Annotated in this window: 13 protein-coding genes; 3 read left to right on the top strand and 10 right to left on the bottom strand. The window is 49.6% G+C overall.

Going from position 1 to position 14,849, the window contains the following annotated elements:
- Positions 1 to 75 precede the first annotated feature (75 nt).
- Positions 76 to 1,311, bottom strand: coding sequence for a response regulator (locus tag ACN4EG_RS11310; RefSeq protein WP_431629530.1), 1,236 nt, complete (start codon positions 1,309 to 1,311; stop codon positions 76 to 78).
- A 329-nt stretch (positions 1,312 to 1,640) separates the two neighbouring features.
- Between ACN4EG_RS11310 and hmpF the strand changes: the two genes are divergently transcribed.
- Positions 1,641 to 3,398, top strand: coding sequence for a pilus motility taxis protein HmpF (hmpF, locus tag ACN4EG_RS11305; protein WP_431629528.1), 1,758 nt, complete (start codon positions 1,641 to 1,643; stop codon positions 3,396 to 3,398).
- A 60-nt stretch (positions 3,399 to 3,458) separates the two neighbouring features.
- On the opposite strand, the gene tilS is transcribed toward hmpF, so the two are convergent.
- The 8 genes from tilS to pstS form a co-directional block, all read right to left on the bottom strand.
- A complete protein-coding gene (gene tilS / locus ACN4EG_RS11300; protein WP_431629527.1) occupies positions 3,459 to 4,451 on the bottom strand; it encodes a tRNA lysidine(34) synthetase TilS in 993 nt (330 codons plus the stop codon).
- Positions 4,452 to 4,500: 49 nt separating this feature from the next.
- A complete protein-coding gene (locus tag ACN4EG_RS11295; RefSeq protein WP_431629526.1) occupies positions 4,501 to 4,860 on the bottom strand; it encodes a KGK domain-containing protein in 360 nt (119 codons plus the stop codon).
- Positions 4,861 to 5,037: 177 nt separating this feature from the next.
- Complete coding sequence (ccsB, locus tag ACN4EG_RS11290; protein ID WP_431629524.1) at positions 5,038 to 6,051, bottom strand: c-type cytochrome biogenesis protein CcsB; 1,014 nt, start codon at positions 6,049 to 6,051, stop codon at positions 5,038 to 5,040.
- Between the two features lie 519 nt (positions 6,052 to 6,570).
- On the bottom strand, positions 6,571 to 6,975 hold the full coding sequence (gene psb27 / locus ACN4EG_RS11285) for a photosystem II protein Psb27 (RefSeq protein ID WP_431629523.1): 405 nt from the start codon (positions 6,973 to 6,975) through the stop codon (positions 6,571 to 6,573).
- 107 nt (positions 6,976 to 7,082) lie between these two features.
- A complete protein-coding gene (gene pstB / locus ACN4EG_RS11280; protein WP_431629522.1) occupies positions 7,083 to 7,886 on the bottom strand; it encodes a phosphate ABC transporter ATP-binding protein PstB in 804 nt (267 codons plus the stop codon).
- A 72-nt stretch (positions 7,887 to 7,958) separates the two neighbouring features.
- Complete coding sequence (pstA, locus tag ACN4EG_RS11275) at positions 7,959 to 8,834, bottom strand: phosphate ABC transporter permease PstA (RefSeq protein WP_431629521.1); 876 nt, start codon at positions 8,832 to 8,834, stop codon at positions 7,959 to 7,961.
- A 36-nt stretch (positions 8,835 to 8,870) separates the two neighbouring features.
- Positions 8,871 to 9,824 carry a phosphate ABC transporter permease subunit PstC gene (gene pstC, locus ACN4EG_RS11270; protein WP_431629519.1) on the bottom strand — a complete coding sequence of 318 codons (954 nt, stop codon included), beginning with the start codon at positions 9,822 to 9,824 and terminating at the stop codon, positions 8,871 to 8,873.
- A 91-nt stretch (positions 9,825 to 9,915) separates the two neighbouring features.
- Positions 9,916 to 11,013 carry a phosphate ABC transporter substrate-binding protein PstS gene (gene pstS, locus ACN4EG_RS11265; RefSeq protein WP_431629518.1) on the bottom strand — a complete coding sequence of 366 codons (1,098 nt, stop codon included), beginning with the start codon at positions 11,011 to 11,013 and terminating at the stop codon, positions 9,916 to 9,918.
- 949 nt (positions 11,014 to 11,962) lie between these two features.
- Between pstS and ACN4EG_RS11260 the strand changes: the two genes are divergently transcribed.
- The gene (locus ACN4EG_RS11260) at positions 11,963 to 12,217 is read left to right on the top strand and encodes an RNA recognition motif domain-containing protein (protein WP_431629516.1); all 255 of its coding nucleotides are present in this window, start codon (positions 11,963 to 11,965) and stop codon (positions 12,215 to 12,217) included.
- Positions 12,218 to 12,584: 367 nt separating this feature from the next.
- On the opposite strand, the gene ACN4EG_RS11255 is transcribed toward ACN4EG_RS11260, so the two are convergent.
- Positions 12,585 to 13,106, bottom strand: a complete 522-nt coding sequence (locus tag ACN4EG_RS11255) for a DUF937 domain-containing protein (RefSeq protein WP_431629515.1) — start codon at positions 13,104 to 13,106, stop codon at positions 12,585 to 12,587.
- Positions 13,107 to 13,221: 115 nt separating this feature from the next.
- Here ACN4EG_RS11255 and ACN4EG_RS11250 point away from each other — a divergent pair, with 115 nt between their 5' ends.
- Entirely contained in the window at positions 13,222 to 14,826 is a 1,605-nt protein-coding gene (locus ACN4EG_RS11250; protein ID WP_431629514.1) for a YcjF family protein, read from the top strand.
- Positions 14,827 to 14,849: the final 23 nt, after the last annotated feature.

The following is a 14,849-nucleotide window of genomic DNA, read 5'->3' as shown; positions in this document are numbered from 1 at the left end:
CCCTTAACTTTCCATCCACCAGCATAGAATTTTGCTCCTAAAGCTCGATCTCCATCAAGCTTTACCGCCGGAAAATTAACCTGAGTTAATTTCCAGGTGACCCATTCCAACATATTTTTCTAACAACATAATGAGTTCATCTTCACTAAACGGTTTGGCTAGGTAGTCCGTCGCCCCGGACATCCGAGCACGGACTCGATCAATAAATCCATCTCGCCCCGTCAACATGATAATGGGGGTTTGCCGAAACGTCGTTGATTGTCGCAGCATGGCACAAACTTCATACCCATCCAATTCAGGCATCGCAATATCACAAAGGATGAGGTCGGGCTTCAATTCAAACAGTTCACTCAACGCCTTGACAGGATTTGCCAGAATTGCGACTCCGTAGCCATGACCTTTGAGCAAATGTTCTACCGTACGCAACACCGTCGTTGCATCATCTAAACAAGCAATCTTAGGGCGTTTTCCTTGTTGCGCATTCATCAACAAAGGCGGCGACAACGGCGGATGAATCTCCCGTTTGACTCCCGACGTTGGCAGGTGAGCCTCTCCATAGGCAAATTGAATCCAGCCCCGTTGCACACAAGGATAAATAGCGCGGGCGACGGTGAGAATATCCCGGTTCAAACTACGGGCAATCTGCTGGAGACTCGTCTTTCCATCGGCATAGCGCAAAAGAGCCGCTACCGTACCTGGGGGCAGTGCACTGCGAAGCGACGTAGAGTCCACAATGACCGGGCATTGATCCGAAGACTGTAAATGGGGGTAAAACTGCTTCCATTCCTGAACTTGTTGAACCACTTGGGTCAAGAGAGGCCCAATCTCCAACGTCGTCAATTGGGGCGTCAAGGGAGCAGCCATTTCAAAAATAAAATAGCCTTGGTGTAAACTCAGCAGGTCAAAGAGGGTTTCATGGATCAGCCTCTGGAGAATATTTCTAGCTTGTTCCGGGGTCAGCGTTCGATTTTCAAGCAATGCCCAGAGACAGCCATATTCTGGCGCATTCACGATCGAATAGGCGGAGACGCTTAAACTATCAAGCGCAGCCTCTGCTTGGTAGCGCCCTAGATACCCCCGTAGGCGAGTCAAGCCAACATTCGGATTACCCGCATAGACAATTTGACCATTAACAAAGAATACATACCAGGATTGACCCACTAGTGATCGTCCGGTTGAGGCGATCGAGGATTTTCCTAAGCCATTGGTGGCTGGGCTATAAGACTCCACAAGCAACTGCCCAGTCCGTTGCCCCAATTCAATTAACTGAAGAATACTGCGAACATCAATTTCAGTCAGCTCACCCTGCATGGATCCTTAATCATCTCCCGCTGGATGCAGAATTTTTTTATCTCTCCCTATTGTGCCTTGGGTCTTGTGGATTGCCTCACTATCCTGGAATTCTAGGAACTGATTGGGAGAAACTTGTTTAGAAAATCTCGTTCGATCGCTAGAGACATTCAGACTAGACTGATGAAACAGCAAAACCTTGGGCATAATGAGAATAGAACATAAATTGCAGAAGGTAATTGCAGAAAGTCAGGCTTGCTAGCATGGAACTCATGAAAGCAGCCTGATTGATTGCATGATTAAGGTTATTCTGTAGGACTGGGGCATAGACACGGGAGAGGGCTATCAGCGTGCTATATCTAGCAGAAGTCATTCAGAAGAAGGGCGGGATCATGGGCGGCAGCAAGGCTGAATTGCGCTTGCTAGCTTGTCAACGTGCAGAACAAAACTGGAGTGCAGTCAACGGCGAGGAAACCGTCGCTGCCGATGAAGCGAGTCGTTACAGTTCTGGCACGCTGCTTCTTGTGGATTTGACAAATAGTAAACAGGTACAAAGAATTCAGGAGGCTGGACGACCCCTCGTCAGCATTCTACAGAATTTTTCACGACTCCAAGAAAAATTTAAAACCCAAGAAGAAGAGATTGAACAGTGGAAGCAGTCTCTGACTTACCAAAGTCAAGAACTCAACCGCCGGGAAATGGAAATGGAAGCCCGTCGGGAGCAGTTAGAGCAGCTTGAGGAAGAATTTGAACAGTTAGAACAACAGCGTCAGCAGCTAGAGCAATCGAAAGTTGAATTTGAGCAAACCCACCAGGAGGTGGAACGCCAGAAGCAGGAGCTAGAGGGGGCTTGGGAGCACCTGAGAGGAGAATTGCGTCGTTTAGAGGAGCGGCAACAGGAACTCCAAGGAGCCTCTGTTCTAGACGAGAATAATGCCCAACAGATTGAACAACTGTTGCAGCAAATTGAGGGAAATCAAGCTTCTGCACAGGCCCTGCAGGATAAATCCCAGCCAATCACCGATCAAGTTAATCATCACCAAAGCCTGCTCAACCAGCATTGGCAGAGCTTAGAGCAGCTTCGGGCTTCGATCAACCATCTGCGCAACGAACTCGATCAGCAGACGCAGGAACTGAGCCAGAAGTGGAGTCATTGGCGAGAATCTGAGTGCGCCTTAGAACAAGCCAAGTCTGAACTGAAGTTCCAGCAAGCCACGTTACAGATTAAGCAGGAATATGCACAGATGTTGGGGCTGCAAATTCAGCACCATGATGATATCCACCAGCAGCTCTACCGTATGACTGAAGGGATTGATGGCGTCAATATCAGCGACCAAGTTGACATTGATGCCCTTGAAAAAATGCCCTTGGACAATCTGCAAACTATTGTGAATGATTTTCAGATTGACTTTGATAAGTCCTCTGAGTTTGTTCGAGGTCAAGAAGAAGAACTAGACTTCAAGCAACGGGAAATTGATGCGCTCCAGGCAAAAATTAATCAGGTCAGTGAATTCGATCGTTTGAGTCTGGAGTCAGAACTCGCTGACGAACGGGATGCCTACCAATTTCTCAATGAAACGCTCGTGGGGCAGCGGCGCAATCTGCGGGAAAAGCAAGGTGTTCTCCGTCAACACCAATCGATTCTCGCCCGTCGGCAAGGATTACCCGATCCCTTCGCCCAAGAAGGGGGGCTCAATCTCGGGCCTGTCTTTGCCCAAATTGAGGGAGTGCGCCACCAGCAAGCTGACGAATTGCACAAGGTGGAGGCACAGATTGAACAGATTCGTCATGCGATCGACCAAGCCCAAGGCATCCTCACTACTCAGGAAAATGACCTGAATAACCGCCGGCGAGATCTTGAGCAGCAGGAGCGTTCTCTGGCTGATAAGCGTCAGAGTTTGGGTGAAGTGACTGGCAAAATAGCGCTCTATGAAGACTTTTTGCAACCCTTGCAAGATAGTGTGAATGGATTCCAGCAGACTTTGGGAGGGTTGTCCGAAGTCACAACTCAAATTCAACAAATGGAACAGGCGCAACAGCAAGCTTTAACTCAGGTCAAAGAAGTCGTATCTAATTTGACCCAGCGGCCCCAATTGGCGGCTTCTTAAAGCGATTTCTTAAAAACGTGCGTTATTTCTATCGATCTGTAAGACTTTGAACTGTGGATTTTACGAGGGGCAATCTAGGTAAATCCAGTCTCCCTCAACCCTGGCAATCGCACCGCCAGGGAGTGGATCAGTGGTTGATTTTTGGGGTGCATGTACTAGGGCCACGATTTTTTCGATATGGGCAAACGTGGGGGCACAATTCAGCTTTTCCTGTAGAATTTGGCGGATTACCCTGCGCTGTAATGCGATCGCGGCTGGTTGTAAAAGCTTACGGTTGAACAGAGCTGCTGGGGCCGATTGTTCTGCCTGAATCTGCTGGCGAATTTGGCCAGCAACAGCTTCAAGGTACTCGACTTCAGCAGTTAACAGCTCTGCGGTTTGAGCGAGATGCCACTCAGTCCGAGGATTGAAATATTGCTGTAGATAGGGCAACAATTCTTGGCGAATGCGGTTACGGCGATAGGTGAGATCCTGGTTGGTTACATCTTCCCAGATAGGCAAACGATAGTCGGTGCAAATGGTTGCGGTTTCTTGGCGAGTAAAATTTAACAGCGGTCGCACGAGCTGTACAGAGTCTGAGATTGGTCTGCTCCAGACAAGTGCCTGCAACCCATCGGCACCACTGCCCCTCAGCAGGTTATAGAGAAGCGTTTCTGCTCGATCACTGGCGGTGTGGCCCGTGGTAATCACAGTAAAATCATAGGTTTGGGCAATGCTGGTTAAACAGTCATAGCGCCATTGACGCGCAGCGGATTCACTGTTGGGTGGTGTTTCAGCGATCGATCGGTAAAAGGGTAAGCCTCGAGTTTGCGCCAACTTTTCCACATGGTCTGCATTGGCCGCAGAATCTTCACGCCAGCGATGATCACAATGGGCCACCGCAAGGCTCCAGTTCCATAAATCCTTTAGATCCGTCAGAAGTTGTAAAAGTCCTAAGGAATCTTGCCCTCCGGAAACGGCAATGAGAATACGCGATCGGGCGGGTAACAGAGCCCGATCGCGCAGGGTTTGATGGAGCCGCCCATGCAGAGGTGTCCAGTGGGGCCGAGCCATAGGCCAATCAACAAACGAATTTACACAGGGTTCAGGTCAATCAAACTCATCATCGATCAAACTCATCCAAATCATCGGTTTCAATCGTCCGAGCTTGCATCCGGACTCGTTCCCGTGAACTGACATGCTCCGGTAAACTTTCCTGGGGCTTAGCAGGTGCAAATTCTAGGCGAATCCTGACTCGGCCCCGTTGCCAGCCAGATCCTGTCAATCGCATAGCATCACAGGGTAGACCATCGGCAAACCAACTTTCATGGGCTTCGGACCAGTCCAGTTCCCGATCGCTGATAGCCTGGGCCAAGGCATCTAAAAACTCACCGACCTTAAATGTTGGGTTATCCATTAAGATGCGGCCTGCTTTGACAAACAACACCTCATCTTCCTCTAAGGGCACAAAGCGATTATCCATAATTAGACGTTAAACCTTGCCCACCGGGTGATTGACTGCATTCTTCTCAGACTTGACTGGGAACTGGGGGGAAGCTTCAGCGCGCAGAAGTCATTCCTACTGGAGGCCAGATCACAGAATCTTCTGGCGCTCCTACGATGACCTGCGACGTTTGCCTACAACTTTCTAGAGGACTTTCTAGAGGAACCAGCCATAACTATGTAAACCCTTGCCTAGCAAGTTAACACCAAGGTAGCAAACCCAAACCACAACAAATCCCATCGCCGCTAATAGAGCGGGGCGACGGCCCTGCCAGCCCTTGGTAATGCGGGAATGGAGATAGGCAGCAAAAACGAGCCAGGTAATCAAAGCCCAGGTTTCTTTCGGATCCCAGCTCCAGTAGGAACCCCAAGCTTCATTCGCCCAGACTGCACCGGAAATAATCCCGATCGTCAGCAGCGGAAACCCTAAGCCAATAATGCGATAACTAATGTTATCCAGCGTATCTGCCAGACTCAAACGTTGGGGGGAGAGGGTTGTCACTGTCGTAGCGATCGGTGACTCTAAAACAGCAGTTCCCATAGTTCCTGCTTGGCCACTGTCTGAGATGGTAGACCGTGGGCTTGCCGTAACGGATGGCTCCGTAGGGGATTGCGGTCTCGTTAGGCGATAGGCTCCTGTGCCAACGGAACTCCCTCGTAATTCAATGTTTTGGCCCCGCGTCACTAATAGAAATGCGATCGCAAGCACTGAACCCACCATTAAAGTGGCATAGCTAAACATCATGACGCTGACGTGCATCATTAACCAGTTAGACTTGAGCGCTGGCACCAACGGAGCAGAAGCTTGCATATTATCTGACAGAGACAATGCTGCAAAGGCTGTAATTGCCATAGCAACAGGAGCAGTCACCACTCCAACCAGGCGACTTTTGCTCATATTTTCGGCAATTAAGTGCATGGTCGTAATGCCCCATGCAAGAAAAAAGAGGGATTCATAAAGGTTACTGAGGGGAAAGTAACCCGCTTCTAGCCATCGGGCGGCCAGAAGCGCTGCCATCGTGAGGTTGGCGATCGCCATTCCAGTCGTTCCCACAACGGACAGCAGCGGAATACTAGGAAACGCTGCACCGACCCAATAAACCAACATCGTCACAAACAACACAGCAAATGAAGCATTATCCAGGAGTCCCTGAAGGGCAACCAAATCCATAGGGTCTTCTCTTGTTACAGTCCAACAGCCTTGATTTCACCGATCGTCACAATCGTTCTGATCCATTCTAGAAGGTTGACTGAACCATCGGGACACCGCTTGTGATTTCTAAACCAAGGATTGATGCCTCTGCGACCTGGTCCGGGCACTCCAACCCAGAAAACTACCCATAAAAATTCGGACACGCAAAAATGGGACATTGCGATCGCAGTGTCCCATTTATTTTGGTAATACTTTAATATTGCCTAATTTACCTTGTCCGAATTGCTCAGCCATCGTTCAAGCGGATTAAAGTGCCTACAACCCACATGCAGCCCTTTGCTCGATCGATGGATACAGTAGCCCAGAACAGAATATTCTTCAGGCATTGTGTCTGTTCCTTGTCGTTAAGCAATCCGCTGGAAATTTAAGATTGCAACCATTTCGGCCTCGATATCCTGACAGATTTAAGCTTAGCCAATTGAAACTTAGTAGCTTCAGGCTTAGCAGATTGAGGCTTAGCCAATCCAGACTAAGCGCTTAAGCATCTCGGTTCAGCGCAATTTTAACCTGACGGAACTCATCCTTGAGGCGGTTCTTCATTTTCTCAGGAATAGGCCGATTGGGATAGGAGGTATAGTGACCCGCTAGGGAGTTTAAAGCGGTGCGCATTGTGGTGAATGAACTCAGCTTGACAACTGAACCATTCCGACGATAGCGTGCTGCAAAGTCATTGATTTTTTGCTTGGCATCCTCAACTAATTGCTTGCGATCGGGATTATCCGCCGTCACATCAATAGCTTCCACCAAAACTTCAATAACACCCAGGGTGTCTTCTTTGTAGTTACCCGTGAGAGTATCTGCTACGGCTACCCCCGGCAGACCCATTAGCCCCATAACAACTACTAACACGAGCGCCAGTAGGCGAGACAGATAGCGCTTCATAAGCCGTTTAGCAAACCTTATAACAAATCAGCCTATCAATCCTACCGTGGATTGGATACCCCCGTGGGAAAAGTTGCTAAGTTTCCACCCTCCCAAAATTCTTCTACTTAACCAAATCGGCCACTGACGTAGGCTTGGGTAGCTTGCTCCTGGGGACTTTGGAAGATAACCTCTGTGCGATCGTATTCCACGATGTACCCTGTCCGCCCTTTGGGAGTTTGTTCCACATTAAAGAAGGCCGTGTAGTCCGACGACCGCGACGCCTGCTGCATGTTGTGGGTGACGATGATGATTGTGTATTTTTCCTTCAGTTCTTGCAGCAGGTCTTCTACCTTCAGTGTAGAAATGGGGTCGAGGGCAGAGCAAGGCTCATCCATCAGAATGACGTCGGGCTGCATGGCAATAGTTCGAGCAATGCAAAGCCGCTGTTGCTGCCCCCCAGAAAGTGCTGTTCCGCTTTCCTTGAGCTTATCTTTGACCTCATCCCACAGGGCTGCACCGCGTAAAGATCGTTCCACCAGTTCATCCATGTTTCCCTTGTAGCCCACTAGACGTGGCCCAAAGGCAATATTGTCGTAGATGGACTTGGGGAAGGGATTGGGCTTTTGGAACACCATGCCAATCCGACGACGCACTTCCACCGGATCGACCTCGGGCGCGTAGAGATTTTGGCCGTGGTACTGCACATTTCCCCGTAACCGGAAGCTTTTGATCAAGTCATTAAGGCGATTAAAGCAGCGCAAAACGGTACTCTTCCCGCAGCCAGAGGGGCCAATGAAGGCTGTAATAGCATTGTTGGGAATGGCGATCGAAACGTCACGAACCGCCAAGAAGTCACCGTAGTAAATGTTCAGGTCATTGGTATGAATGACTGTATCGGTTTTGGCAATCATATTTGGTGAAGCAGTCATAACTGAAATTTCATCCCTTAGTCAAAACTATGAATCGTCACTATGAGTCGTCTTGTAAACCGACCAAAAACATCAATGCTTTCGACGAATGACAAACCTTGCCAGGATATTGGTCACCAGAACCATTAACACCAGTAAGAGAGAACCAGCCCAAGCGAGTTGCTGCTGGTTTGGATAGGGTGCAGTCGCAAACTTATAAACTAGCAAGGATAGGGTATTGGTCTGTTGCCAAATACTTTGGATCCAAGTAGGCCAACCCAAAGCAGTGAAGAGAACAGGAGCCGTTTCTCCCGCTGCCCGGGCTACCGAGAGCATCACTCCCGTCACAATACCCGGCAGGGCAGCAGGTAAAACCACACCTGCAACCGTTTGAAAGCGGGTGGCTCCCAAGCCCACTGAGGCTTGACGCAGTTCACTGGGCACCAATTCCAAGGCTTCTGTGGCCGTCCGTACAATGACCGGAAGCATCAAAATGGCCAGAGCAACACCTCCTGAGAACGCCGAGAACGTTTTCGTGGCCAGTACGATCGCACTATAGATAAACGTTCCTGCAACAATGGACGGCACACCACTTAAGACATTGGTAGCAAATCCAATCCATCGCGCCAACCGAGTATCCCGAACAAACTCTGAGAGGAATACCGCCGCCATCACACCAAAGGGCACAGCCAACAGGGTGGCAATCCCGACGGTGTAACACGTGCCCTGTAGCGCATTTCCTAACCCTCCATTCTCAACTCGGGGGGGCGGCTGCACTTGGGTAAATAAATTCAGATCCAGTCGGGATACACCATTGATTAAGACATATACCAACACAGCGACCAGCGGAATAATCGCGATTACCGCACAGGCGATCGCTAACCCGGTCATGATATTGGAAAACAGCGTGCGAGGAGCCCAAGGATTACGGCGTAGGCTACGGGAAATTAATGCTTGACTGTCACTCATAGAAAAACTTTACGCATCAGGATAGGACTGGCACTACTAAACCTTCATCCGAACCCGACGAACGACGAGTTCTGCGAGGACATTGACGATCAGCGTAATCAAAAAGAGCACAAAGGCTGCATACATTAATGAGGAGATTTGCAGTCCACTGGCCTCCGCAAATTGATTCGCGAGTAAGGAGGCGATCGTAGAACCTTGATCAAACAGGGACGGATTAATCTTATTTGCGTTGCCAATCACCATGGTGGTTGCCATTGTTTCCCCCATGGCCCGCCCCATCGCCAGCATGATGCCGCCAACGATGCCAGAAAATGCGGCAGGCAAAATCACTTTGAACAAGGTTTCCCAACGGGTTGCGCCCAAGCCATAGGAGGCTTGCCGCAGTTCAGGGGGAACCGCAACGAGGGCATCTCGGGAAATGGCTGCAATAATGGGCAAAATCATGATGGCCAGAATCACACCCGCGACATACATTCCCGGCCCAGTCGGTCTGGTGCTAAACAAAGGAATCCAGCCTAGTCCTGCATTGAGTGCCACACCCATATTTCGCAGGATGGGAATCAGGACAAAAATGCCCCACAGTCCATAGACCACACTGGGAATTGCTGCTAGCAACTCCACCATGAAGACGATCGGACGTTGAATTTTATTCGGCAGAAAATCTTCACTGAGAAAAATGGCCACCCCAATGCCGATCGGCATTGCAATCAACAAGGCAATCAGGGAACTGACTAACGTTCCGTAGATTTGAGGCAGAGCACCATAGATATCTTCAACGGGATCCCAGCGGGAAGAGGTTAAAAAGCCCAGCCCAAATTGCCGAATGGCAGGTAGAGCGTCCCAGCCAACTCTGACGGCGATCGCAACTAGCACGAGGGCGACCCCCACCGCAAATAGCCCGGTCAGCCAGACAAATCCTGTATCGAGCTGTCGAGCCAATGGCGATCGCGCGCGTTTGATTTCGGTCACTTGTTGATTGGACAGTGCCATATCTAATCAGGAGAAATAATTAAGCAAGGTGTGTGAGGAGACGAACGGATAGCGAACAGTTACAGCCTTAGGAAGAGGCTATTGAAAAAGTCTACTGACCAGCTTTGATGCCATCAACAGTCGCTAAAACCTTGGTAGCCACTTCATCGGGCAGGGGAATGTAGCCCAGGTCAGTTGCTGCAGCTTTGCCATCTTTCATGGCCCACTTCATAAAGTTCTTGAGGGCATCCACTTTGGCTGCATCGGGATAGTTTTCGTACAAGAGCAACCAAGTCAGGCTCACGATCGGATAAGCTTCTTTCGCTTCCGGATCGGGTACAGACACTGCAAAATCCTCTGGGATTTTAACACCCGTGAGCGCTTTAGATGCCGCATCGGGGGTGGGGAGAATGAATTCACCCGCTTTGTTTTGCAGGGCCGCCATCTTCAGATTATTTTCCTTGGCGTAGGAAAACTCGGTGTAGCCGATCGCACCTTTGGTCTGCTGAATCTGGGCGGTGACCCCTTCGTTCCCTTTAGCTCCGGTACCCGTAGGCCATTCAACTGATTTACCAGATCCAGCTTTCCAGTTGGGGCAAGCTTTTTCAATGTGCTTCGTGAAGACGGAAGTCGTACCACTGCCATCGGAACGGTGCACCCAGGTGATGGGATCCGCAGGCAGATTCACACCCGCATTATCCTTAGCAATTTTGGCATCGTTCCAAGTCTTGATGGAACCATCCACAATGCCGCAAAAAGAGTCCCGAGACAGTTTGAGATTGTCTACCCCATCCAGGTTGTAGGCAAACACCACAAACAAACCCGTGGTCGGCACTTGAATGGCTTTCCCACGCTTAGCAGGAAACTTTGCTCGCTCGTCATCCTTCAGAGCAGAGTCCGTTGCACCAAAGTCTACAGTTTCCGCTAAGAACTGCTTGACGCCAGCGCCGCTACCTACGGACTCGTAGCCAATTTGAACCCCGTTGGCTTTGGAGAACTCATCAAACCACTTTTGATACAGGGGATAGGGAGCTGTTGCACCTGCACCTTTAATGGCCAATCCAGAGCCACCAGTTGCGGAGGCTGGACTATTGGCAGCAGATGGATCCGAAGAAGGGGCTTGACCTCCCCCACAGGCAGTCAGACTAAGGGCTAATACGGATAGGGAAGCGGGGGCTACCCAACGAACCATCGAACGGAACAAAGACATAACTCAGGAAAATGATTGGTATCGCAAATTACTTACTTACACTACAGGTCAACCTTAAAGGTCAGGTTAAGACCAAAGTAATATCTAGAGAATGCGTAAGTGAACTGTTGGCAAACCCTGACAACGTTGGATTCCGCAGATTTTTTAGCCACCTTCGTCCCGTGAAGATACCGAAAAAACACTGCTCTAGATTAGCAGGAACTGCGTATCCGATTTACCCCGGATCCTGATAGACGAATCCTGACAAGATATAAGTTTTAAATTTTTAAGAATTTTTCTAGGGATTTAAGCTCAAAACAGGATTGATTCATGACTGATTAGAGTTAATCCAGGAACACAATCTAGGGGTTCCCCAACCATTTCTTAAACTTCTTGTAACCTAAAGAACAATATGACTTCTCACTCAATGTAGCAGCAATATTGCTAAAACTTAAGATGCTCTGTTATCAGTCATCGGAAACCCTGACAGGAGAGCGGAGATAGGTTAAGCAAATGTTAAGTCATCAAAACTCGGGATACTGGGTCGAATCCTTCAATTAAATACTTCGGCTAAGGCAGCTTGGGAGCCTCTATTGACCTTAATACCTGATGTAAACCGATGTCTGAAAGCCTATGCCTGAGCTGATTTTCTAGCAATGTTGATAATCGGTCGATCGACATCATCTATCAGAAGTACAACGAACCATCCCTTTGCAGTCAATTTCCCAACCGGTATCTAATGGCACATAGATAAGAATTTATTTCTAGAAAGTTAAAGATTTTGAGATATGAGCCCCTGAAAAGTGTAATACGCCCACCTAAGCAGGTCAGTTATAATGTTTTACAACTATAGAGATATAGGGTCTGTAATTGCGCTTAGGGATTGCCTAATGTAAAGCTTATGTCTTTCCTACGGGCTCCGTTAGCAGAATACCGACCTTGAAACCTCAAGACGGATACGGAGAGTATCGTGACTATCTACGTTGGCAACTTATCTTTTCAGGCAACTGAAGAAGATATTAAAGAAGTTTTTGCAGAGTACGGCACTGTATCACGAATCAGTTTGCCGATGGATCGAGAAACAGGTCGCAAACGGGGCTTTGCCTTTGTAGACCTGAGCAGCGATGCGGAAGAAGACTCAGCGATCGATGCCCTAGACGGGGCTGAGTGGCTAGGTCGAGAACTTAAGGTCAACAAAGCTAAACCGAAAGAACCTAGACGATAATTCAATTATTGAAATTTAGGATACCAGAAGAGATAACCCATTTCGCGCATTACCTAGGTAGAGAAATGGGTTCTATGTTTTGGCGATCTTCCTACCTGTTCCTTAAAGCTCAGTGAAGGAAAATCTGTTGGAGCGCAAGTTGTTGGAAACCATCCAATCGCTCCAGCAGTTTTTTGCACTTCCAGAAGACTCTACGAGCTTGCAGACTTGCAATCTTTGCCTTTAAACCTGACGCAACCTGCTGCCCTGACCTCAGCGCAGCTTCGAATGGTTGAGAGTCCTAGGGGATCGTTGCTTCACGTCGGCAGAGAACCATTCTGTGCTGCTCTGCCGACGGAACCGTTCAAGATTTACCCCCACAAGGTCATTAATTGAAGAATTTGGCCGCTAGGTTCATTGCATCCCCGAGATCCACGTTGCCATCTTGATTCGCATCCAAAAACAGGTTGAGAACGGGGTTGTTGGCACCCGATCCACCTTGGGAACTAGCGCCGGATTGTAAGACATTGAGGATTACGGGAACAAGGGTAGGAAGAATTCCCTGAATTAGATTAGGATCCATGCCTGTTCGATCGGAGATCGTGGTCGCAATTTGCTGCTGCATGGCAGGAGGAAACAGAGCAGATAGCGCTTGGGGATTGGCAGTCGTGCCACTCAACTGGTTCACCGTTTGCTGCACGGCGGCGGTACCTTGATTGGCCTGCTGCTCCTGAAGGGCCGATCGCACATAGCCGCCTAACATCGACATGACCGCTTGGGTCGTATTTTGATCCATCCCTGACTGTCCTGCCAACTGCTGTACTGTGCCCAGAATGGATCCTAATTGATCAGGAGAAGCCTGTTGGGTGGGATTCTCGATCGCTCCAAGAATTTGGTCAAATAAACTCATATAACGCTCAAATGAATTGCTAGAGGGAATTTCTCCCTGGATTGTATCGAGTCTTGTTAGGAGGAGCAGACGTTTGATCGTTAACATTTAAGGATTGGTTTTGTAATTTTCACCCATGCCTCTGCCCCGCTTACTTGCCCTCGCTGTTGGGACGATCGTCATTCTAAGCATGATGATCTGGCTAGTAACTTCGCTGAACCAATTAGCCACTCAACTGGCCTTTTCCCCTATTTTGGCGACCCTGCTATTGGGCGTACTGGTTCTGTTGCTGGCGGTTTTAATTGGCACCTTTGTTTATTACTTACTAATTTTGCCGCAGCGGAAATCGCCCCGTCGGGTGGCTAAACGGATTGCGCCCAAGGTACCGACGGATAAAGCGGAAGCTGCCTTGGAAAATATCAAAGCCATCCAACAACAACTGGATCAAATCCAAGACGAAATTACCAAACGGGAACTGCTGGAACGATCGCGGGAAATTGCACGCAACTTGGAACGGGGTGCGCTGATGGTAGTGGTGTTTGGCACAGGATCAGCGGGAAAAACATCCTTAATTAATGCGTTGATTGGCCGCATGGTGGGGCAGGTGGGTGCGACGATGGGTACCACCGAAGTGGGAGAAACTTACCGACTCGCGCTGAAGGGAGTAGAACGGGAAATCCTCATCATGGATACGCCGGGCATTTTGGAGGCAGGGATTGCCGGAACGGAACGGGAAGCGCTGGCTAAAAAACTGGCAACGGAGGCCGACTTATTACTGTTTGTGGTGGATAACGATCTGCGTCAGTCGGAATATGAACCATTGCAAATGTTGGCGGCCATAGGTAAGCGATCGATTCTGATTTTCAACAAATCCGATCTCTATATGTCCGAAGATCAGCTACTGATTCTGAATCAATTAAAGGAGCGCGTACGGGGGACGATCGCGGGGACGGATGTGATTGCGGTGTCAGCCAATCCGCCGGAGGTCCTCATGGATACGGGGGAGCGAATACAGCCCGATCCCGATGTGATGCCATTAATTCGTCATATGGCAGCGGTGCTGCGGGCAGAGGGGGACGACTTGCTGGCGGATAATATTTTGCTTCAGTCGCAACGGTTGGGAGCGGATGCTCGGCGGTTACTGGAGGCCCAGCGGCGCAGTCAGGCGGAAAAAATTGTCGATCGCTTCCAGTGGATTGGGGCGGGGGTGGTTGCGGTGACGCCCGTTCCGGTGGTGGATTTGCTGGCCACGGCGGCAGTGAATGCCCAAATGGTTGTAGAAATTGGCAAGGTGTACGGCTGTGAAATCAACCGCGAGCGCGGTCGGGAGTTGGCGCTATCCCTGGGCAAAACGCTGGTCAGCTTGGGCATTGTTAAAGGGGCGATTACATTAGTCGCGACGGTGTTGCAGGTGAGTGTGGCGGGGCTAATCATTGGGCGGGCGGTGCAGGGGATTAGTGCCGCCTATCTCACGCGCATTGCGGGTCGTAGTTTTATTGAATATTTCCGGCAAGATCAAGACTGGGGCGATGGCGGCATTGCGGAGGTGGTGCAGCGGCAGTTTGAACTAAATCGCCGGGATGAGTTTGTTCGGGAGTTTGTCAAAGATGCGATCGATCGGGTCGTGCGCCCGTTGAAGCTGGAAGCCGAGTTGGAGGATTCGCCAATCCTTCGCCAGGAGATGACGACTGAGCCTGACGATAGGATTGAGACCAATGAAAGGGATGAATGGCAGCGTTGAGTGTAGTTAACTGGTTGAGTGAT

Origin of the sequence: Alkalinema pantanalense CENA528 (assembly GCF_050753345.1) — a bacterium.
Classification (GTDB): Bacteria; Cyanobacteriota; Cyanobacteriia; order Leptolyngbyales; family Leptolyngbyaceae; genus Alkalinema; species Alkalinema pantanalense.
Note: the sequence above shows the minus strand (reverse complement) of the source record. Positions and strands in the feature narration are given on the sequence as shown.

Excerpts from the sequence above, each read along its gene's own strand:
- ACN4EG_RS11310 (WP_431629530.1), bottom strand. The coding sequence starts at position 1,311 with ATGCAGGGTGAGCTGACTGAAATTGATGTTCGCAGTATTCTTCAGTTA.
- tilS (WP_431629527.1), bottom strand. The coding sequence starts at position 4,451 with ATGGCTCGGCCCCACTGGACACCTCTGCATGGGCGGCTCCATCAAACC.
- ACN4EG_RS11295 (WP_431629526.1), bottom strand. The coding sequence starts at position 4,860 with ATGGATAATCGCTTTGTGCCCTTAGAGGAAGATGAGGTGTTGTTTGTC.
- ccsB (WP_431629524.1), bottom strand. The coding sequence starts at position 6,051 with ATGGATTTGGTTGCCCTTCAGGGACTCCTGGATAATGCTTCATTTGCT.
- psb27 (WP_431629523.1), bottom strand. The coding sequence starts at position 6,975 with ATGAAGCGCTATCTGTCTCGCCTACTGGCGCTCGTGTTAGTAGTTGTT.
- pstB (WP_431629522.1), bottom strand. The coding sequence starts at position 7,886 with ATGACTGCTTCACCAAATATGATTGCCAAAACCGATACAGTCATTCAT.
- pstA (WP_431629521.1), bottom strand. The coding sequence starts at position 8,834 with ATGAGTGACAGTCAAGCATTAATTTCCCGTAGCCTACGCCGTAATCCT.
- pstC (WP_431629519.1), bottom strand. The coding sequence starts at position 9,824 with ATGGCACTGTCCAATCAACAAGTGACCGAAATCAAACGCGCGCGATCG.
- pstS (WP_431629518.1), bottom strand. The coding sequence starts at position 11,013 with ATGTCTTTGTTCCGTTCGATGGTTCGTTGGGTAGCCCCCGCTTCCCTA.
- ACN4EG_RS11255 (WP_431629515.1), bottom strand. The coding sequence starts at position 13,106 with ATGAGTTTATTTGACCAAATTCTTGGAGCGATCGAGAATCCCACCCAA.
- ACN4EG_RS11250 (WP_431629514.1), top strand. The coding sequence starts at position 13,222 with ATGCCTCTGCCCCGCTTACTTGCCCTCGCTGTTGGGACGATCGTCATT.